At 41.0% G+C, this 20,609-nt stretch carries 18 protein-coding genes; 13 read left to right on the top strand and 5 right to left on the bottom strand.

The window, feature by feature from the left end; all coding sequences use genetic code 11:
- The first annotated feature begins 18 nt into the window (after positions 1-18).
- The gene (locus tag AB7D94_RS03565; protein WP_420264352.1) at positions 19-687 is read left to right on the top strand and encodes an SOS response-associated peptidase; all 669 of its coding nucleotides are present in this window, start codon (positions 19-21) and stop codon (positions 685-687) included.
- 130 nt (positions 688-817) lie between these two features.
- Here the strand turns inward: AB7D94_RS03565 and AB7D94_RS03560 are convergent, their stop codons facing one another.
- A complete protein-coding gene (locus AB7D94_RS03560; RefSeq protein WP_420264351.1) occupies positions 818-1,354 on the bottom strand; it encodes a hypothetical protein in 537 nt (178 codons plus the stop codon).
- A gap of 136 nt (positions 1,355-1,490) precedes the next feature.
- Here AB7D94_RS03560 and AB7D94_RS03555 point away from each other — a divergent pair, with 136 nt between their 5' ends.
- From AB7D94_RS03555 to AB7D94_RS03510, 10 genes are all read left to right on the top strand, one after another.
- Positions 1,491-1,796, top strand: coding sequence for a hypothetical protein (locus tag AB7D94_RS03555; RefSeq protein WP_420264350.1), 306 nt, complete (start codon positions 1,491-1,493; stop codon positions 1,794-1,796).
- A 7-nt stretch (positions 1,797-1,803) separates the two neighbouring features.
- Positions 1,804-2,043, top strand: coding sequence for a hypothetical protein (locus AB7D94_RS03550; RefSeq protein WP_420264349.1), 240 nt, complete (start codon positions 1,804-1,806; stop codon positions 2,041-2,043).
- Positions 2,044-2,165: 122 nt separating this feature from the next.
- On the top strand, positions 2,166-4,100 hold the full coding sequence (gene asnB, locus AB7D94_RS03545; protein ID WP_420264348.1) for an asparagine synthase (glutamine-hydrolyzing): 1,935 nt from the start codon (positions 2,166-2,168) through the stop codon (positions 4,098-4,100).
- The gene (locus AB7D94_RS03540; protein ID WP_420264347.1) at positions 4,069-5,022 is read left to right on the top strand and encodes a glycosyltransferase family 2 protein; all 954 of its coding nucleotides are present in this window, start codon (positions 4,069-4,071) and stop codon (positions 5,020-5,022) included. The genes asnB and AB7D94_RS03540 overlap by 32 nt, the downstream gene beginning before the upstream one ends.
- A 54-nt stretch (positions 5,023-5,076) precedes the next feature.
- A complete protein-coding gene (locus tag AB7D94_RS03535) occupies positions 5,077-6,216 on the top strand; it encodes a glycosyltransferase family 4 protein (RefSeq protein WP_420264346.1) in 1,140 nt (379 codons plus the stop codon).
- Positions 6,197-7,102 carry a class I SAM-dependent methyltransferase gene (locus AB7D94_RS03530; RefSeq protein ID WP_420264345.1) on the top strand — a complete coding sequence of 302 codons (906 nt, stop codon included), beginning with the start codon at positions 6,197-6,199 and terminating at the stop codon, positions 7,100-7,102. Before AB7D94_RS03535 ends, AB7D94_RS03530 begins: the two co-directional genes overlap by 20 nt.
- A gap of 3 nt (positions 7,103-7,105) precedes the next feature.
- Positions 7,106-8,179 (top strand): radical SAM protein, encoded by a 1,074-nt coding sequence (locus tag AB7D94_RS03525; RefSeq protein ID WP_420264344.1) that lies wholly within the window; start codon positions 7,106-7,108, stop codon positions 8,177-8,179.
- Positions 8,180-8,186: 7 nt separating this feature from the next.
- Positions 8,187-9,329, top strand: a complete 1,143-nt coding sequence (locus AB7D94_RS03520) for a radical SAM protein (RefSeq protein WP_420264343.1) — start codon at positions 8,187-8,189, stop codon at positions 9,327-9,329.
- A gap of 89 nt (positions 9,330-9,418) precedes the next feature.
- On the top strand, positions 9,419-10,048 hold the full coding sequence (locus tag AB7D94_RS03515) for a class I SAM-dependent methyltransferase (RefSeq protein ID WP_420264342.1): 630 nt from the start codon (positions 9,419-9,421) through the stop codon (positions 10,046-10,048).
- Positions 10,045-11,499 (top strand): B12-binding domain-containing radical SAM protein, encoded by a 1,455-nt coding sequence (locus tag AB7D94_RS03510; RefSeq protein ID WP_420264341.1) that lies wholly within the window; start codon positions 10,045-10,047, stop codon positions 11,497-11,499. The genes AB7D94_RS03515 and AB7D94_RS03510 overlap by 4 nt, the downstream gene beginning before the upstream one ends.
- A gap of 68 nt (positions 11,500-11,567) precedes the next feature.
- Here the strand turns inward: AB7D94_RS03510 and AB7D94_RS03505 are convergent, their stop codons facing one another.
- The 4 genes from AB7D94_RS03505 to AB7D94_RS03490 all read right to left on the bottom strand — a co-directional run bounded on the left by AB7D94_RS03505 (position 11,568) and on the right by AB7D94_RS03490 (position 16,096).
- A complete protein-coding gene (locus AB7D94_RS03505; protein ID WP_420264340.1) occupies positions 11,568-12,419 on the bottom strand; it encodes a class I SAM-dependent methyltransferase in 852 nt (283 codons plus the stop codon).
- Positions 12,420-12,928: 509 nt separating this feature from the next.
- Positions 12,929-13,837, bottom strand: a complete 909-nt coding sequence (locus AB7D94_RS03500; protein WP_420264339.1) for a hypothetical protein — start codon at positions 13,835-13,837, stop codon at positions 12,929-12,931.
- A gap of 106 nt (positions 13,838-13,943) precedes the next feature.
- The gene (locus tag AB7D94_RS03495) at positions 13,944-15,329 is read right to left on the bottom strand and encodes an MBOAT family O-acyltransferase (protein ID WP_420264338.1); all 1,386 of its coding nucleotides are present in this window, start codon (positions 15,327-15,329) and stop codon (positions 13,944-13,946) included.
- A 125-nt stretch (positions 15,330-15,454) separates the two neighbouring features.
- The gene (locus AB7D94_RS03490; RefSeq protein ID WP_420264337.1) at positions 15,455-16,096 is read right to left on the bottom strand and encodes a hypothetical protein; all 642 of its coding nucleotides are present in this window, start codon (positions 16,094-16,096) and stop codon (positions 15,455-15,457) included.
- A gap of 764 nt (positions 16,097-16,860) precedes the next feature.
- Here AB7D94_RS03490 and AB7D94_RS03485 point away from each other — a divergent pair.
- Both AB7D94_RS03485 and AB7D94_RS03480 read left to right on the top strand, forming a co-directional pair.
- Positions 16,861-18,978, top strand: coding sequence for a hypothetical protein (locus tag AB7D94_RS03485; protein ID WP_420264336.1), 2,118 nt, complete (start codon positions 16,861-16,863; stop codon positions 18,976-18,978).
- Between the two features lie 343 nt (positions 18,979-19,321).
- Positions 19,322-20,461 carry a tetratricopeptide repeat protein gene (locus AB7D94_RS03480; protein WP_420264335.1) on the top strand — a complete coding sequence of 380 codons (1,140 nt, stop codon included), beginning with the start codon at positions 19,322-19,324 and terminating at the stop codon, positions 20,459-20,461.
- The last annotated feature ends 148 nt before the right edge of the window (positions 20,462-20,609 follow it).

Below are 20,609 nucleotides of genomic sequence, written 5' to 3'. Positions count from 1 at the left end.
TTGCGGAGGCCAAAAAACATGTGTGGGCGCTTTGTCAGAACGAGCGAAACGAGGGTGATTCTGCGGGAGTTCGACGCCGGCGGCGGCGTGGACATAGCCCCGTCGTATAACGTTGCCCCGTCACAAGTTGTGGCGGCTATCGTTAATAAGGATGACAAGAGGGAGCTTGTGCTATGCAGGTGGGGATTTGTCCCGCATTGGGCCAAAGACATATCGGCGGTTAATAAGGCGATAAACGCCCGTGCTGAGACTGTGGCGGCAAATCGCGCCTTCAGCGTGGCGTTCAAAGACCACAGGTGTCTGATTGCGGCTAATGGATTTTATGAATGGAGGCGTGGCCCTGGCACGAAGACCCCTGTATTTATACGCCTGAAATCAGCCGCATCTACTCCTTTCGGCTTTGCCGGTTTGTATAGTACGCGCCCAGGTGCCGGGGGCGGAGTGCTGCACACATGTACGATAATAACCACAACAGCAAACGCCCTGATAGGAAAGATACACCACAGGATGCCGGTTATCATCCATAGGTGTGATTACGGCTTGTGGCTTGGACATGAGGCAGACGCCATGTCTGGCCTTCTGAGGCCATATCCTGACGATGAGATGGAGGCCGCCTATGTCTCCACAATGGTTAACTCAACAAAGAACAACTCGCCAGAGTGTATTGAACCCATAAAGATTATTTAGTTTTCTAAGTGAGTACTGCGGTTGGGCTGTCCTCACCATAGTGGCTTCAGGAAGGGGATTAGGGTTATCAATAGTGGAAGGGATAATAAAACGCCACGCAGGCACTGTTGATATTGAAAGCTTGGTGCAACTAAAGGCCGGAGTGTTTCAGCGCCTCGGCCGCGTTGGGGTCTTTTAGGGCAAGTTCCTTAAATGCCTTCTCGATTTTCTCTGCTCTGTCCTCAAGCTCCCTGTTTTTTCTAACAACCGGGGCAAGCGTGGTACGTCTGTCCCACAAGACAAAACCCATTAACGTGAGCATCCCGCCTATCAGTACATACATCAATCCGAATAAGTCACTCATCCGGCCATGCACATCGCCCATCCGACGATTCAAATCGTCTATGCGTTGGTTGATGGCCTTAAACCCGTCGTCCATACGCTGGTTCGTAGCCTTTGACGTGTCTTCAATTCGCTGGTTAGTGGCCTTTGACATGTCTTCAATTCGCTGGTTCGTAGCCTTTAAACCTTCTTCAATGCGCTGGTTGGTAGCCTTTAAACCTTCTTCAAGGTGTATCAGCCTTTCTCTGTCCTGCTGGGTGAAAGACGACTCCGCCGCGTATACCCGAAAAGGGAATGTCGCGGAAAATAGTAACACTAGTACCACCGCACGAACTATTTTATTCATAAATCCACCGTCCTTGCTTAGACTAAGTGTATCATAAAGCGGCGGCGACAGTCAACCCATCGAATTGCCTCACGAAAAAACTACACGAAAGAGAAACGTTGCCTCAACTGAGCTGTGATGTCAATAGAGGACACCAATGCATTCATGCCGCATCCTTTTTTTCATAGAGCTGTTTTTTCATAAGCGACTGGGGATAGGTATTCGGATAAGCCTGAAGATTGTGATAATTTCTATTTTATGCAATTATCAGCAGAAAGGTGTTACAATGTTTGTAAGAGAGATACTTGATAGATTAAGGAAACTGGTGCCGGAGGAAACGCTCCGGGGCAAGTACATAAGGCAGGTGGAAGGCCTGCCTCAGTTGGAGGATTTGCAGGACGATGTATGTGAGGAGGCAGAGGCTATGGCATTAGTCTATGATTTAGAGAGATGTGGGGTTTAGGCAGGGGTTGGTTGAAGGTGAACAGTGGGGACAACGTAGGGGGCCGCTTAAAGGCGAACGGAAAGGCTTACTTGAGGGCATGGAGTTAGGACTTGAACTCAAATGTGGTTCAGCCGGGCTTGAGTTAATGAATATGGTTCGTGCTATACCTACTGTAGATATAAATTTGGAGGAGATCAAAAATCTTATCAGGAAAGCCGGTTCTGTGGATGAATTGAGGGGATTTTTGGGGAAGGGTATAAGTTGAGGCAACGTTTCTATTTCGAGTAGTTTTTTCGTGAGGCAATTCGCATTGAGGCGACCTCCATGAATAACCGGGTCTATGATTTTATACAACATAAATTTATTTTTCACTTGGTGCACACTCAAATGTGCGGCATAACCGGCTTAGTCAACTTCAATGAAGGCGCCGTCGCCGACAGCCGGATTATTGAGGCTATGAATGGAGCTTTGAGACACCGCGGCCCCGATGACGCTGGTTACTTCTATTATCGTAATGTTGGCATTGGCCACAGACGCCTGAGCATCATAGATGTTTCTCAAAGGGGGAGGCAGCCAATCTTTAATGAAGACAAGACGATAGCCGTTGTGCTAAACGGGGAGATATATAATTATCGTGAGCTGAAAAAGGAACTTACTAACGATGGCCATGTGTTTTATTCCGAAACCGATACTGAAGCAATAGTTCATGCGTACGAAAAATGGGGAATTAGTTTCCTGAAATATCTTGACGGGATGTTCAGCCTTGCGCTGGTTGACAAGCCGCGTAATATAGTATTGTTGGCAAGGGATCCATTTGGAAAGAAGCCTTTGTATTATACGATGCAAAAGAACCTCTTTATGTTTGCCTCGGAGATCAAGGCCTTCTTAAAGCACCCCGATTTTGCCCGGACTGTGGACTTGCCTTCCCTGTCCAAATACCTCGCATACGAGTATGTCCCAACTCCATATTCAATATTTAAAGATTGTAAGAAATTGTCTGCTGCGAGCTATATAATCGTAAGCCTGAGCAAGACTGAAGATATACCCGAACCGGCCACGTATTGGAGGCCAGTCTATGAGCCAAAAATAAAGATTTCCGAACCAGAGGCCTGTACTGAAATCACCCGCTTGTTAAGCCACGCTGTTAAGAAACGTCTTATGAGTGATGTTGCGCTCGGTGTTTTTTTGAGTGGAGGACTGGACAGTAGTTGCGTTGCAGCCCTGGCTGCCAGGGAATTGGCCGATGGGCTTCTGAATACCTTCAGTGTAGGTTTTACTGAAAACTCTTTCGACGAATCATCTTTCTCAAAACAGGTTGCCAGCCATATAGGGACATTGCACCATAGCACTACATTAAACCAGGAAGCAATGCTTGAGATATTTCCCACTATCATTCAAAACATGGATGAGCCTTTCGCTGACCCATCCATAATACCTACTTACCTGCTCTGCGGCTTTGCAAAACAATACGTTACAGTTGTATTGGGAGGCGACGGGGGCGACGAATTATTTGCCGGTTACGATACATTTTTAGCAGAAAGGTTCTCTCCGCTGGTAGAACATCTTCCCGAGGGCATGCTTGCCGTACTCAGGAAGATGGCCTCGTGGCTCCCTTTGTCGGAAAAAAACGTGGGTTTATCTTTTAAAGCGAATCATTTTTTGAAGGGTTTTATACCCGAGGCAAGCCATAATATCGAATTGAGAAATAACTTATGGTTAGGTTCGTTTACCCAAAGGACAATAAAGGCCATACTCAATGAAATGGTTTTGGAAATGACAAATCCAAGCGAGTTATACGACGTAACACGGCTTCAGAAAGAATTTCGCCGTGCAAATGATCCGCTGGACAGGCTAATAGACAACTATATAAGCCTTTACCTTCATGACGATATACTCGTAAAAGTAGACAGGGCCAGCATGATGCACTCTATTGAAGTGAGATCTCCATTCCTTGACAAATCACTGGCCGAGTTTGTTAACAGGCTGCCGTCGCGTATGAAAATGAACATTTTCAGTAGAAAATACATCCTCAAAAAGGCCATGAAAAATATTTTGCCGACAAATATCATAGGACGTAAGAAAAAAGGGTTTGGCATACCGCTTTCTAAATGGTTTCGCGGGGAATTAAGAGGCTTGCTGCAGGATACCTTCCTGACGAAGCAAAAATGGTCTAATGGGATATTCAGGCATGAGGCGGTCGCTGGACTGGTCAAGGACCATATAAATGGAAAAAGAGACAACGGCAAGCAGATATGGACATTGCTTGTGTATAAACTATGGGAAGAAGCGCATGGAATTGTCAATTATTATCCCGGTATATAACGAAGAAAAAAATATAGAGGATCTTTATCGCAAGATATTGAATCATATAAGTTGCATTAGCGGCGATTATGAAATAGTTTACGTTAACGACGGAAGTACCGATGGGACGTTATCTGTTCTCAAACAACTCCGAGCCGGCAATAATCATGTAAAGATAATCAGCTTTAAAAGGAACTTTGGCCAAACTGCGGCCATTGCAGCCGGCATTGAAAGCTCCTGTGGCGATATTGTTATAACCATGGACGGAGACGGGCAAAACGACGCAGAAGATATTCCCAGGTTTTTAGACAAGTTAAACGAAGGATATGAAATGGTGGCAGGATGGAGAAAGATAAGACATGACAGCTTTTTTTCCCGCAGGCTACCGTCGCTCTTAGCAAACAGAATCATATCTGTTGCTACCAATGTAAAATTACACGACAACGGATGCACCATGAGGGCCATCAGGAGGGAAGCCTTACGCGATATTTCGTTATATGGGGAAATGCACAGGTTTGTCTCGATTTTGATAGCATGGTCTGGAGCAAAAGTTGCTGAGATACCAGTTAAGCACAACCCCAGGATTTATGGAAAAACAAATTACGGGATTATGCGCACATTTAAAGTCATTTTGGATTTGCTGACGCTGATTTTTCTGAAAAGCTACGCAACAAAACCGATTTATATATTTGGCGGCACTGGCATTATATCCGTGATTGCCTCTTTCGTATTTGTTTCAATCACCGTATACCAGAAACTCTTCTCAGGCGACAAACTTTCGATTATCAATAATCCCCTCTTGCACCTTAGCAGCCTTCTTTTCCTAATGGGGACTATGCTTATCCTGATTGGCTTGCTGGCTGAGCTGATAGTCCGGATTTATTACGAGTCTACGAACAGAGGCGTTTACATAATTAAGGAGAAAATAGGATTTTTCGATTGACGCTTCCAATTCCAATATATTTCTTGTTATCCTATTTACGTGAATATACTTGTCATGACATATGAATATCCTCCGGTAGGTGGTGGTGGTGGGCAAACGGCACTCAAACTATCAGAGGAATTTGCGAGAGATGGTCATAATGTACATGTGTTAACATCACATTGCCGCGGTTTATCCCATGAAAAAACCATAGGCAGGCTGCGAGTGACACGCATGTGGTGTATGAGAAAAAAACTGGATAGGTGCAGTATTTTTGAAATGATAGTTTATATTGTCGTAGCCATATTCAGAGGCCAACAATTGATAAAATATCAGTGGCCCGATGTTGTACTAAGTGTTTTTGCCATTCCATCAGGGGTCGCTGGTTTTTTTTTGGCAACAAGCAAGTCTGCTCCTCATGTAATCTCTCTCCAGGGAGGAGATGTACCTGGCTTTTTAGCTAATGAAATAGGTATTTATCATACCATCTGTATGCCATTAACGCGATATTTGTGGAGGCGTGCGGCGTCAGTGGTCGCGAATTCCAACGGTTTGGCTCAACTATCTTGTAAATCCGTCAAGGATGTGACCGTAAAAGTAATTCCTATGGGGGTAGATGCTGTAAAATTCCGCCCTAATGATGATATCGAAAATTGTAAAAATCCTAACGATGCGGTGGAATGTATATTTGTTGGACGTTTGGTTGCACAAAAAGATCCGCTCTCCCTTATTAAGTGTTTCTCGTTAGCCGTTAAAGAAATTGGAACTTCTATACGGCTGAATATTTATGGTGACGGGATATTGGAAAAGAAGTTAAGACAGTTTGTAGTCGAAGAAGGACTCCAGCGGCAGGTCATATTTCATGGATGGATAGATTACAAACGCATGCCGGAGGCTTTTAGAAGTTCCGATATTTATCTGCAAACCTCTCATTTCGAAGGGATGTCTGGAGCGCTTATGCAAGCCATGGCAAGCGGTTTACCTGTCATATTATTTTCCTGTCAGGGGCAGGAGATGATAGAAAATGGAGTAAGCGGAATTATCATAGAATCACGGAATATAATTGAATATGCAGAGAAAATTGTTCTGTTACATAGTAACCCTCAGTTAAGGAGCAACATGGGAATGGCTGCTCGGGCCACAGCGTTAACCCAAAGTTGGGATGTAATCGCAAAACGGTATTTGGATCTATTCTATGAAGCACATAGACAATAATACAACATTGCTTACAAAGCGTGACCTGCATGTTTTTGAACAAGAGCTGGCTAAGGTAGTAGCCGACTTTTGCCGCAAATATCGCAAAACAGGTGCCCATGAACTTGCCCGTGAGTTTTTGAGTGAACAGCGCGCAAGGGAACAGCTTGATCTTATCAAAGAATTCTACGCTGAATCGCTGCAAAATAAGCGCCTTTTAGAAATAGGCAGCGGTTACGGGATGTTTTTGCTTGTCGCTCATGAGTTGGAGGGTGCGAATGTGTATGGGATTGAGCCAGCGCATGATGAGTATATGAGCTTTCATATTGCAAGGAGAATTCTTGAAAGCAGAGGGATGGATGCGGAGTGCATTGTGGATGCCGTTGGCGAAAATATCCCATTTGAATCGAACTATTTTGATATAGTTTATTCTTCTAATGTATTGGAGCATGTCAACAATCCGCCTCTTGTTCTTCAGGAAGCATACAGAGTATTAAAGCCTGGCGGTATAATGATCTTTGTCGTACCTAACTTTAATTCTTTTTGGGAGGGACATTACAGTATACCGTGGCTGCCCATTTTTAACCTGCTTCCCTTGGGCAGACTTTATGTCAGGGTGTTGGGCCGCGACCCTGCCTTTCTTGACACCCTGCAATTTGTTACTCCAGCAAAGATGGACAAATGGTTGAGCTTTAAGGGTGAAGCCCCCGTCATTCTTAGCAATGGTAAAGACTTATGGGCAAGAAGGATGAGAAGTGCAGACTTCAGCAGTTGGGGCGGCTTAAGTGTGTTAAAAAAGATTGTTGCCGCATTAAAAAAACTTCATTTAACGGAACTAACGATAAAAGCCGGATATATGATGAATATACATACGCCGATTGTTTTGGTTGTCAGGAAACCTGAATAACTTATGCATAAGAATCTTCAGAAAGCTTTGTTTCTGTGGAGCACGCTACGACGCCCCGACAAGTCACTAAATTATCCAATTTCAGCCCATATAGAGATAAATAACACGTGTAACTTAAAATGTGTTATGTGTGATCGTGACAAATATTTTACAAGGCCATTGGTCATGGACATTGCAACGTTCAGCCAGATATACAGTCAGGTCAGACCTGAAGTGGTTAGTCTTCACGGGTACAGTGAACCACTTCTTCATCCCAAACTGTTTAGCTTGGCTGATTATGTGAAGAGTCGTAAAGGTTTGTCGAATATCACCACAAACCTTATACCCAAGACAGATTTTGATTTATTAGTGCGTTCATCCATAGATATGGTGAAAATATCGGTAGATGGTGTTTCAGCGGAAACATTTGATGCCATCAGGGGGAAAGGGCTTTATGAAAAGTTTTTGGTAAATATTATAGCCTTGTCCGAAGCGCGTCAGAAGGTCAATTACAATGGCCCAATATTCCGCATTAATTTTACTATAACCATGCACAATTATCTTGATATTCCGGGCGTCATCTCTTTTGCTGCAAAGTATAAGATTCCGGTCGTTTATTTCCAGATGCTCCTTTTCAATTATAACAGGGTTAACCCAGACGACACCATGTTGCCAACATGTAACCAGCAGGATATGATAGAATTACTTAAAGAAGGACTACGCCAGGCAGGACAATTACACATTACAACAAATATAGAGTATATTCTTGCTAATATGCCGTTTTCCTGGTACAGTTATGACCGTACCTCCCCGCTTGCCAGAAGTAATAATAAACGATGTTTAAAACCATGGACTTGCACATATATTTCTGTCGATGGCAACGTTAAGCCGTGCGATTTGTTAGGATTAAACGGCCCTGTAATGGGCAATATAATGGAGACACCTTTTGAAAGTATTTGGAATGGCATGGAGTATCAGAAGTTTAGAAGACTCATTCGGTTAGGTGAAAGACCTGCTGCTATATGTAAACACTGTTTTCCATCGTCCTTACCGGAAATGTTCAGGTACAGGTTGTTTGGAAAATATGAGGGAGGATAAGCGATTTTTGAATAAAATACTGAATCTGGCCAGTACATTAACTAAATACTTTATCAAGAGTCCACGAGCCGGTGCACCGCTTCGCGGTCTGTTGTATGTTACGAACCGCTGTAATATGCAGTGCATGTCGTGTGGCTCTTGGCAGAGAACAGACAACCACGATGAGATGACTACGGAAGCGATATTTGACGTCATTGAACAAATGCGGCAGATTGGTGTTAAGGTAATATACATCTTTGGTGGTGAGCCAACCTTACGTTCAGATATTTTCGACATTATCCGTTTATGTAAGTCCAGCAACATGTATACGGAAATGGTGACAAACGGTTCAATCCTGCACAATCTGAGTAAAGCTGAAGAGCTTGTTGACACAGGGTTGGACAAGCTCTGTGTTTCAATGGATGGTCCGGAAGCAATTCATGATAAAATCCGTGGACGCTCTAACAGCTTTCGCAAGGCTATCGAATGTATCACCTCCGTTATAAAAGCCAGAGACAATAACAAACGAAAGTTACCTCTTGTAGAGGCTGCCTGCACCATCAGCGCCCTTAATTATACATATATAGAAGAATTGACTGAATTACTGAACGGCCTTGGTCTTTTTGAGGTTAAAATCAGGCATATGGGTGTCTTCATGCCTATGGACATTGAAACAATGAAACATGTGATGGCCCCAATAGACATTGACATGCCGCCTCTGTTTTCTGTTGGAGCAGATATCCTCCTAACTAAAGAAAACATATGTGAATTACGGCCAATATTACGCCGAATACAGCATAAATATGATACAGGCCTTCTTGATTACGTGCCGCACATAGAACCACCTCTTTACTCGGTTGATGACTGGAACATAGGAAGAGACATCTCTGGTTGTCTTCACTTGTGGTCTCAGATTTGCGTAAATGCAAAGGGACAGGTTATCCCTTGTATCTGGTATGACGGCATCAACATGGGCGACTGCTCAAATCAAGGGCTGAAGAAGGCATGGAATGGAGAAAAATTCCAATATTTCCGTACTCATTATACCCGACTAACCGCTTGTAAAAAATGTTGTTATTTTTATCTGAATTTCACTGAAAATTTTATGCGCGCATTGCAGATACCGAATTTTCCATTTAAGAAATTGATTACTGAGCGAATTAAACGTTGATAGAACCAGTAAATTATGACAGCATTTGGAATGCGAAGTGGGGAGATACCCAGCGATACGGCCCATCTCATAGAATGCACCGCCATATTATGATGAAGCTGATACATCATATCCAATTTTCAAGTGTTCTTGAGGTGGGTTGCGGTAACGGAATGAACCTGTTTGTCCTTGATAAATTGAGGCATGGAATTGAATTGGCCGGTATGGACGTTTCCCGCACTGCTCTTTTAGAGCTGCAAAACATCCTGCCTCATATCAAATCATATCAAATGGATATAACAAAAGAATATTTACCACAGAAATTTGATCTCGTCATATGTTTCGATGTTCTGGAGCATATTAATGATGATGTATCAGCGCTAACAAATATCTCAAGAATGACAGGCACTTATTTGCTGCTGTCAACGCTTCAGGGGAAGATGCGGGAATTTGAACGTTATATTGGCCATGTCCGTAATTATAAATTAGACGACCTTAAACAAAAAATAATCAGTTCAGGATTTAAACTTATAACAACCATCCAATGGGGGTGGCCATTTTACTCACCTCTTTACCGAAATATACTTGAGCACCTGGGTGTTCAGCGTCATACGGAGGGTGAGTATGGTTTTCTTAAAAGGGCTGTTTGTATTCTATTGTATAAACTATTCTCGATAAATAGCCATAATAGAGGAGATATGGTATTTATTCTTGCCAAAAAAAATGAGGAGATAGAATGAATTCAAATAATGCGGACGTTGTGTTAATGACCGTGCCAAACAATATGGAGAGTGTGGTTGGCAGAGGAGCAAGATTTGTTACTCCTATGGCGCCGCATGGTTTGATGTATATAGCGTCTGCTCTTCGCAAGGAGAGTATTAGCGTTACCATAATAGATTGTTATGCACTAAGTCTTGGCATAAAGGACGCGGTTGAGTATATTGACCATGCCGGAGCAAAAATTGTCGGCCTTTCCATTCTGACAAGCCATGCCTTTGTCGCCTGTGAGTTAATTGAATTATTGCGGTTAAAACATCCAAACATTAAAATAGTTCTTGGTAATCAACATGCGGATATATTTGCAAACTGGTTTTTGTCCAAAGGTCTGGCCGATGCCGTTGTACATGGAGAAGGCGAGGAAACTTTCCCCGAGCTTTGCAGAGAATATCTGTCTGGCGGCAATGTAGAAAATGTAAAAGGCATATCCTTTGTTGCCGAAGACCGCACAATAAAAACCACACCTTGCAGGCCAATACTTGAAGACCTTGACAAAATCCCTCCACCGGCGTGGGATCTGGTACCTCACAATCGTTACCGGTTATCTTTCTACACCCATCCGAAATGTACACAACCGGGCAAGTTTAAGAATATTTTTACCTCTCGCGGCTGTCCGTATAGTTGTGTGTTTTGTGCGGTAAGGCGCACAAAAACAATACGTTATCATAGCGTAGACAGGGTGTTGGATGACCTACAGTATCTGTCATTGAAGATGGGCGCCGAGTATGTTTTCATCATGGATTCTATATTTACCATGCTCCCCGATCGGGTGAGCGCAATTTGCGATGGAATTCTTGGCAGAGGTTTGAAATTTTTATGGGGATGCGAGGGACGGGTAAATTTCACCGTAAAATTTCCCGAAGTTCTCAGGTTAATGAAGAAAGCCGGCTGTGTTCAGATTGCCTACGGTATCGAAAGCGGCTCCCAGCACATACTTGATAGGATTAAAAAAAATATAACCGTGGAACAAATCGAATCAGCGATGGCTATCACAGTTGAAAGCGGCATAGAGCCAATTGGGTTATTTATGCTGGGTCTGCCCGGGGACACTCCTCAGACCATGCGTGAGACAGTTAATCTTTCCAAAAAACTGCCTTTGGGATACGCACAATTTGCCATAACGGTACCCTATCCGGGTACGGAATTATACAATGAGCTGGTTACCAAAGGCAGTATAGACCCTTATGATTGGGATGGATATTCTCAGTACGCTTCAATGGTCAAAGGAAAAATCATCTATATTACAGAAGGTCTCACTGCCGAGTCATTATACAAATGGCAGAAGACTGCCCTGAGAGAGTATTATCTTAGATGGCCTCCTATGTGGAGAAGTATAAAAAACTTTAGACCGACCATGCTGCCGGAAATGATTGATTCTGCTATTATTCTCGCGTCTGGTATCTTTGGCAAATAGCTAATTTTAGACAGCTTTCCAAATATAGGGGTGTTTATATTAGGAGATGCTGACAGCCGACAAACTGCTTATATAAGTGGTACTATATAATAGTTGCCTATTTTCCCACCTCTGATTAGTTTGTTTACAATGTATGCGGCGTTAATGGCGGTCGCTATAAGTTTATTATTAGTCAGTCTCAGTGCTGGTGTGTCCGTAAAGTTATGGTAAGCAATCTTCCAATTATTCTTTGCCAATAATCCCGTAATACCATCTTTTGAGAAATTCCAAACATGGTATGGAAAGCTAAAACAACGTTTCAATAACCACTTATTATAAGGTTCAGGCAAAAGACGCAATAGTGAAAGCGATACGTAATTATAAATGTCGCGAACGTTATTTACCCTGATATATACGAATCCACCTTGCTTTAAATTTTTTCTGAGCATGTTTAAGACGGTAAAGGCATCGGGTATATGTTCAAAGCTATCCCAAAACGTAATTACGTCAAATTGTTCGTTATAATTAAGAAGTCTTTGAACCGGTTTAAAAATAATTTTGGGAAGCACTTCTGCCGGTATCAATGGTTTTATTTCTAAACTTGCTTCAATTCCCGATGCGGAGTATCCTCTTTTTTGGCATTCCTGAATAAAGATCCCGCTGCCGCAACCAATATCAAGAATATTTATTTCCGATGGCGATTGTTTTTTCATTTTGTGTTGCAGATAAGAAAAAAATTCTAAGTACGGCGGATAGGCTTCTGCCTTGCCAAAACTTTTAGGATTATGGTAGTAACTATTTATCACATCGTCGTAATTACTGCACTGCTGCGGCTCTCCCCATTGAATCCTGCAATTTTTGCATAAATGAATTTTCCCATCTGGAAATGATATAGTAGTGACGTTCCCGCAGTCACAACTGATGCACGTTATTTCAGTCATACTATAAATCAAACCTTATCCCCTTATGTCTGACAAGCAGCCCTTGTACTCATCCTGCTGCTGATTTGATTATTTTTCTGCAACAAGTGACCTCAATGTTCCACTTATTGGACTCATCTACCATTAGTTACACTTACTGATGAGTACATATGTGTGCAGACGAGATTTCCATCAAAATGCAGTACCCATGCACCTTGCATGTCGCCTTATTAATTACTTATTAGTACATGCTCCCAACCCAGATAGCCGCTGCATACCTTCAAGTTCTCATCAATTAATTTTAACAGACCCGATGACACTGCTAAATCCATATACACCGGCAGCCCTCCTAATGCCGTCATTCCCATTTTGCTCTCATGCCGTATTCATATTTTAATATCCATTGTGCCAAAATACGTTCACCTGGTCAGTGTTAGTTTTTTGCGTCACTGCTCATTTTAACATCCCGTGTTCACGATGTCAATAGGTTTTTGCCTTTTTTTGATGGTGAATCAAGGTTATTTAAACGCTTACGGAAATAGAACATGCCCAACCTGAGGTATTTTGATAAATTCATGCCAAAAAGATTGCACAAAGCGTTGAGAACTCTTTTCATCAAGATGCAGACCACGATCATTAGAGGTTAAATTGTCGATATTTAGAATTATGACAGGCACATTTAGATGACTTGCAATTGATTCTACATTAGTTTGGTGATTTATATAAGGAATTCTAGTTAATACAAGTAGTATGTGGCGTTTATCAAGTTCCTGTTTAAAATTCATGGCAAAACCAATTTCTTCATCGGTCGCTTTTATCATGGTTAATGAAGAATCTATTTTTTTTAAATACTTTGGCTCATGTAAGAAAAACCAATTGCCTGTTATTGATGATCTGAATATTATAAAGTCGTGCTCTACGATAGGTTTAAGTGAGATATATGGAAATACTGCATGTATATGTTTAAGGATATGCCAGCGTATATATACTTCAAAATATTCTTTATACGCACCCCACCTATCTTGTTTCGCATAAGCATCTGTTATCCAAGATACGGTATCAACATGCTGAAAATAGTCAATGTCAGCATCTACGATGACAATTTTCGGCGATAGATTATATTTTTTGATAATACTAAGTGGAAACGCACTCCGTTGAGCTCCTGTGGATAGATAAAATACTTTCAACCCCAGCTTATGGGCCAGCTCTTTAATATACTGCCCCCTTAACCCCATTTGCACATGGGAATTACCCAACAGTAATATGTCCGCATTTTTTGCATGTGTTATAGAATCTCCGATATTATGATAAAGCACTGAATGCTCTGTCGCGTGCCTTGTATCAATTAATGGAGCATATTCAATAAAATACTCATCACTATCAGAAATTGTTAAGTCATTTGGATAAAAATACTTGTAGAGAATCCCAGGTATTCCCACCAGATGATAAAATACATGAAATAAAATAATAATTACTATACTAGTCTTTATAATAGAAAACAGATATGACCTCGATAATAACAGGCGTTTATAATATTTATTCATACTAGAATCGAAAATAAATAAACTCATTGTTTGTACCGTAAAATGTTAATATGGCATAACACATCGCAATCGCATATACGCTCTTTTTTGTAATTGATGGCGATATAACAAAATTATCCATTAAATAAGTGTGAACATGGATGCCTATGATGGGTAGAAGAAATAAAAAACCTACAAGTAAATTGCTGCTGGTAAATGACCGATCGACGTTAATAAGGTTAATTATAATTCCAAAGGCTTCGCTTATATTTCGTGACCTAAAAAATGCCCAACTTAATAATATACAACATTGTACAAATATATACCAAAATAACTTATATCTTTTAGATTTGTACTTCATTCCGAAGAGTCGTTCTAAACATAGCAACGCACCATGCAGTCCGCCCCATGCAACAAACGTAAAAGATGCTCCATGCCATAATCCGCATAATAGCATGACTATTAAAAGATTTATATATGTTCTATGATAACCTTTCCTGCTTCCTCCTATACTGATATAAAGATAATCTCTTATCCATTTCGAAAGAGTGATGTGCCACCTTCTCCAGAATTCACTAAATGTAGCGGCAATATATGGTGCTTTGAAATTGACAGGAAAATAAAATCCAAGTACATATGCTAACCCGCGAGCAATATCTGAATAACCTGCAAAATCGCTATATATTTGACCGGAAAAGAAAAATAAAACACTTATCGACATAAATAATGATCCTTTACTTCCCGATGCGGCCTGCCAGTTGTCATTTACAAAAACAGATAGATGATTAGCGACAACTAATTTAAAAAATAATCCTCTTATTATAAGGTATAACCCTTCTAGCGTAGTTGATAATTTAATAGAGTGCAACGAGCTATTTGTTGATATTTGATTCATAAACTCATCTGCTCGTACAATAGGTCCTGCAACCATATGAGGGAAAAAAACATTATACAAGAGGAAATACGTAAAATTCTTCTGTTTATTGTAACTGCGACGGTATATGTCAGTGCTATAACTGATTAAGTGAAACGTGTAGAACGATATGCCAATAGGTAATAAGTGACTTGTGATGGGAATTTGTGAATTGAATATCCTATTTATATTATCAATCAAGAATAATAGATATTTATAGTAGCATAATAGTCCTATGCTAAAGCATATGGATAATGTCAATATTGCTTTACGTAGCCAAATATGAGTGAAATGAGTTAGAGCTATCCCAGAGTAATAATGTACAACGATGCTTATTAACAGTATTAATACGTAAGCAGGAACATCCCACGCATAAAATGATACACTAAAGATAATCAATGCATATATATATATGGTAGTATATCTACCAATAATAATACGAACAAAAAAAACTGTCAAACAAAATAATGCGAATGTTAATGATGTAATATTCATTTCAAGGTATGAGGCTTATTAATGACCACATATGTATGCAGACGTGATTTACTCATGGCCTGGCAGTAGAGCACGTCATCCTACCAATGTACTCTCTATTAATTTGGAAAAAATATTCAATCAGTCTATTTAGCATTATTTTGTCCTTTTGACTTTAAATCATTTTTCATTTCATACTCTGACAACTTGTTTTGGTATTTAGATCGTTTAGGGTCTTCCGGCTCAGCAAAAAACAAAGATCTGTTTATATAAATAATAGCACTATTATAATCACCTCGGACGTAACATTCGTGAGCTATAGCATAAAACATTTCTGGATCTCTATAAACATAACCATAGAGTAATCTCAAAAAATGTTCATCCATCATTTTTTCTGAAATCATTCCTGTAATCTTAGATGTAATCATTGGGATGTTATTATTAATGTACCTCATGCTTAAGACACCAAAACTAATAAGTGTAAGAAACAGTACAATTGACACTATAATAGTCTTTATTGCAAATTGGGAATAAGATGATATGCCTCCTCTATTGGGAACGTTATCATCATGGTAATTAAACCGTTTATCAATAATATCGAAATATTTTTTAGTAAGGCGCGTTTCAATATCATCGTATTGGCTTTGATCTAATATCGTAGATATTTCTTTGTCTATATAAAAATCTTTTATTGCATCTTTAAGCAGCAACAATGCGACATCAAAATTGCCTTTTTCTACAAAGTGATTAGCACTTATTATAAGGGCGTCGTACTTCTCTTTTCTCATTAAGCGTACCCTCAATATTGTCATGGTTCAGCGTGAATTAGACAAATCAGATTCACAATTAAGATACTATGAGAGCCGTTACGCTCCGACGTATCCATACCTAAAAGCATGGGTTTTTAAGACATCAGGGATCTTTCATCCGGTCAAGGCTTTTGCAGAGCGCGTAATCTTCCGCCCACGCCCCGCTAACCGTCTGATTAGTCACAACACGCTACCCCTCGACAGGTTGCTCCCCAGCAATGCCTGTCTCCGTTTCGTATGCCAACAGCAGTTTACCATCTCCATGATTCCATTGTCAAATTTTTTATGACAGCTTTGTTTGCGTATTTCACGAGCCGTCTCCAACTTCTGATTGCGTAACGTAAAAATCTCCATTTCTCGTCCCTCCAGTTTATCCTTTGGAGTTACATATCCAGGCGAGCTGTGAAGACACACATTGTTGTAATACTCAACGTATCCCCAGCTACTAACCGGAGGGCATCATCCAACGACAGAGGAGTGCCAGGGACAATACACTCACCCTTTAGCGACTGCTGCCACCACTGTCGTTTTCCATTACTCTGCGGGTAAAATGGGGATGTTCCTACGTGCATCATCCCGCAGGCTGGGGGAAGGCTGCGCCTTACTAATAGTCTTAACTGGATGAAAGCCCCCATGCTATGTTACAGTGATTGAGCAGGTAATATTTACGGAGGCATAGAATGTCCATAAAACTTGGTTATATACTATTCTTGTTCATAATATTAAGCTGCATTTATTACGTTATGAACATAAGCCTGTTGATGGCCATTGTAGCTATGTTGTACGGTCTGATATGTATTTTTATTCCCGGTCTGATAGTACAATTTTCAATACCGCACAATAATGAAGCCCTGGATGATAATAAAATTGCCGAAAAGACTGCTGGCAATTTTAAATGGCATGTGCCGACAGGCATTATTGCTGGATTTGGTATTGCTTTTTTGTCATATCTGTTGTATATTGGGTTCAGCCATAAGGCTGCTCTTTATATCTTTGTTGTTCCCTATTTACTATTGTTCAATGCTAAAGCCCGAAAGAGGTTTTTGCGTTTCAGCCAGTCGCTCTACCTGCGGTTTGTGGATTCTAAAACGATAAATATTGTTGTCCTCTGTACATGTTTCGGAATTTTGCTTGTGTATTGCACCCTTTTCTGGGCTTACTTTGGAAACGGCCCGACATACCAAAATGTTCATCCCACTGGACAAACTAGCTTTATGGTATCATATGCACAATCGTTTCCCCCGAAAAATATTAGTGTGTCTGGACTTTCGGTCCCGCTCAATTACAACGGCCTTTGTCATATGATCGGTGTCAACTTTTGTGCAATCTTTAGAATGTCGGCGCATGAATTCATGTTCACATACTATTATTTTGTTATGGTACCCCTTTACTTCATATCTATATTGTCACTTTTTAACAATCTGAAAATAAGGTCGCATTACGTTTTATATGGATTGCCTATATTGTTGTTTGGAGGGGAATATCTTATTGAAGGCATTCCATGGTTCGATATGTTTCAACTTCAAATATATCATCCGAGTTTTCTGGGACATTTGATTTTATACAATTTCCTGTCACTTGTTATCATATCAAGAGATCTAAAAAACAATGTGGTCAAATATACATCAATAGCCGCCGCGGCTTTCCTTCTCGTTGGCGCCAGGCTACCGGCCGCGATTGCCGTATTTGGAGGAACTATACTGTTTACCATCTTCTATTGCCGTTCTATGGGGGAAAGAATGCGGTGGAAAACATTGCTGACAGTTTTATTTTTCATTATATTTGGCTATGCTGTCTTTTTCCTGTATGGCAATGATAAATTGTTTGTCGCCTCAACTCCAGCCGACACACCGTTTTATTATTCCTTCTGTTACCTGTATCAGTGTGATACTCTGCCAAGCAGAATAAAAGCCCACTATATAGATTCAATTGGAAATGTCGGCATAAAATCGCTGTTGTTAAGTTATATGGGACTTGTTTACTGGCCTTTCAGTATGCTGCTCCATGCTTTTTATCTGGTGCCTATTTATCCACTACTTATGGAAAAATTTAGACAAAGAACTGCGGTTCGTTCAGAATACCTTCTTGCCGGTATCGTAGCGTTTACTTATCTATACGCTGCATTTATCAAAATAGGAGAACGAGAGATCCTCACGGTAATGGACTATGGATTTTATTGCAGTATATTATTGTTTTTGATGCAAATACAGGATATTAGACTTTTCGAGTCTCTTAGAAAAGGCGGAGTGTTATCGTATCAGAGCAGTACACATGCCCAAACGCACCCAATGCCGGGAGCATATATAAAAAACAGAGCCATTTTATTGATTATAGTCTGCACTATTGTAATTGTCCCTCTTTCAAACATGATAAAGAAATTTAGGTATCAGGTTAGGAATCCAAAAAGTGAAGCGGCTTCAACGCTTTGGGCGGAGAGCAAGATATGGCCGGCATGGCAGTATTTGTTTGATAATTGCACTAAAGATTACTATAATTACATTGATAGAGACATGTATAATGCCTTAAGTTTTATAAGGGACAATACATCGAAGGATACCGTCGTGGCGGCGCCTCACTTTATAAGGCCGCGTTCGGAGTACAGTTTTTTCATTACCGCCTTTACCGAGAGGCGTGCATACATTGAAAACAGATATGTCGGCATCGGGCTTGATCAAAAAGAATTTAGAAAAAGGAGGCTGGCGTTGTGGAGGCTTATAAATGAGGGCAGGCTCGACATAAGCTTTAACGCCGATAAATATGTTTTCATGCTGGCGAAAGACGAGTTTGAGAAATTATCGCACAAAAGGTTGACCCGCCTTTTGTACTCAAATGGAAACTGGGCTGTCCTCGAGCTAATTTAAGTCAGACGGTGAAATTGTTCTTGCTATAGGGTCTGCGTCAAGAAATGGGGTTTTATGCAACGAGGTTTTAGCACGTCATTCCGGCTTGTCTGGAATCTGCCTCTGATCTTCTGCATATGCGGCAATACTCTATGGAATATAGGACAATGGGAAAAGGACAAGGACTGATTCTGGACAAGCCGGAATGACGAAAAGGGAATTTAAAGCAAAAGCAAGGGGCAAAGGCAAGGACGACGGAGTTAACTTCATAGGCAATTAGTGTATATTATTATTTTTTTTCGCAGGGGAAGTTCTGTTACAATATAGAAACGATAATACTACTGCCCACAGTAATCAGGAGACGATGGTGAAGAGGAAAACATGCTTTATTGCTTTTTTGCTGATATTGGTTTTTCCAGTTATGACACTTGCTGAAGACAGGAATGTTAAGACGCATAATAATCGCGGTATTGCCTATTATGATAAAGGGGACCTTGACAGGGCTATCGCTGATTACACCAAGGCCATTGAGATTAATCCACGCAATGCAAGGGCGTACTATAATCGCGGCATCGCCTATCATGATAAAGGGGACTTTGACAGGGCTATCGCTGATTATAACAAGGCCATTGAGATTAATCCAGGATATGTTAAGGCGTATTATAAGCGCGGCATTGCCTATCATGACAAAGGGGACTTCGACAGGGCCATCGCCAATTATAACAAGGCCATTGAGATTAACTCAAAATTCGCTGAGCCGTTCTATGATCGTGGTGTCGCCTATTATGACAAAGGGGACCTTGACGGGGCTATCGCCAATTATAACAAGGCCATTGAGATTAATCCAAAATTTGCTGAGCCGTTTTATAATCGTGGTGTCGCCTATCGTGATAAGGGGGACTTCGACCGGGCTATCTCTGATTATAACAAGGCTATTGAGATTAATCCACGCAATGCAAGGGCGTACTATAATCGTGGTGTGGCCTATGCTAAAAAAGAGGACTTCGACCGGGCTATCTCTGATTACACAACGGCCATTGAGATCAACCCACGCTATGCTGAGCCGTACTATAATCGTGGTGTGGCTCATGCTAAAAAAGAAGACTTCGACAGGGCTATCGCTGATTACACAAGGGCTGTTGAGATTAACCCAACGTATGCTGAGCCATATAATAATCGTGGTGTGGCCTATCGTGATAAGGGGGACTTCGACAGGGCTATCGCTGATTTTAACAAGGCTATTGAGATTAACCCACGGTATGCTGAGCCTTACTATAATCGTGGTATTGCCTATGCCAAGAAAGAGGACTTCGACAGGGCTATCGCTGATTACACAAGGGCTGTTGAGATTAACCCAATGTATGCTGAGCCGTACTATAATCGTGGTGTTATATATCATAAAAAAGAGGACTTCGACAGGGCTATCGCTGATTACACAAGGGCTGCACAACTTGGAAATAAAAATGCGCAGGACGCGCTACGGAAATCTGGCATCACATGGTGATGGAAGCTCAACAAGTTGTTTTACTCCATATTTAATAGCTAAATAAATTTTATATCGTAATATCAACTACTTACTATCTCAGCAACTACTTTTAACGTAAGCGTCAGGAAAACCCCATCTTTACAGGGGAAGTAGCAGGTGTCATAAT

It is taken from the genome of Candidatus Magnetominusculus dajiuhuensis (genome assembly GCF_046044395.1).
Taxonomy (GTDB): domain Bacteria; phylum Nitrospirota; class Thermodesulfovibrionia; order Thermodesulfovibrionales; family Magnetobacteriaceae; genus Magnetominusculus; species Magnetominusculus dajiuhuensis.
Note: the sequence above shows the minus strand (reverse complement) of the source record. Positions and strands in the feature narration are given on the sequence as shown.

Bases quoted from the DNA above. Each gene is read 5' to 3' on its own strand.
- AB7D94_RS03530 (WP_420264345.1), top strand. From the start codon at position 6,197: ATGAAGCACATAGACAATAATACAACATTGCTTACAAAGCGTGACCTG.
- AB7D94_RS03495 (WP_420264338.1), bottom strand. From the start codon at position 15,329: ATGAATATTACATCATTAACATTCGCATTATTTTGTTTGACAGTTTTT.
- AB7D94_RS03555 (WP_420264350.1), top strand. From the start codon at position 1,491: ATGCATTCATGCCGCATCCTTTTTTTCATAGAGCTGTTTTTTCATAAG.
- AB7D94_RS03510 (WP_420264341.1), top strand. From the start codon at position 10,045: ATGAATTCAAATAATGCGGACGTTGTGTTAATGACCGTGCCAAACAAT.
- AB7D94_RS03480 (WP_420264335.1), top strand. From the start codon at position 19,322: ATGGTGAAGAGGAAAACATGCTTTATTGCTTTTTTGCTGATATTGGTT.
- asnB (WP_420264348.1), top strand. From the start codon at position 2,166: ATGTGCGGCATAACCGGCTTAGTCAACTTCAATGAAGGCGCCGTCGCC.
- AB7D94_RS03565 (WP_420264352.1), top strand. From the start codon at position 19: ATGTGTGGGCGCTTTGTCAGAACGAGCGAAACGAGGGTGATTCTGCGG.
- AB7D94_RS03535 (WP_420264346.1), top strand. From the start codon at position 5,077: ATGACATATGAATATCCTCCGGTAGGTGGTGGTGGTGGGCAAACGGCA.
- AB7D94_RS03490 (WP_420264337.1), bottom strand. From the start codon at position 16,096: ATGAGAAAAGAGAAGTACGACGCCCTTATAATAAGTGCTAATCACTTT.
- AB7D94_RS03540 (WP_420264347.1), top strand. From the start codon at position 4,069: ATGGAATTGTCAATTATTATCCCGGTATATAACGAAGAAAAAAATATA.
- AB7D94_RS03485 (WP_420264336.1), top strand. From the start codon at position 16,861: ATGAACATAAGCCTGTTGATGGCCATTGTAGCTATGTTGTACGGTCTG.
- AB7D94_RS03505 (WP_420264340.1), bottom strand. From the start codon at position 12,419: ATGACTGAAATAACGTGCATCAGTTGTGACTGCGGGAACGTCACTACT.
- AB7D94_RS03525 (WP_420264344.1), top strand. From the start codon at position 7,106: ATGCATAAGAATCTTCAGAAAGCTTTGTTTCTGTGGAGCACGCTACGA.
- AB7D94_RS03560 (WP_420264351.1), bottom strand. From the start codon at position 1,354: ATGAATAAAATAGTTCGTGCGGTGGTACTAGTGTTACTATTTTCCGCG.
- AB7D94_RS03515 (WP_420264342.1), top strand. From the start codon at position 9,419: ATGATGAAGCTGATACATCATATCCAATTTTCAAGTGTTCTTGAGGTG.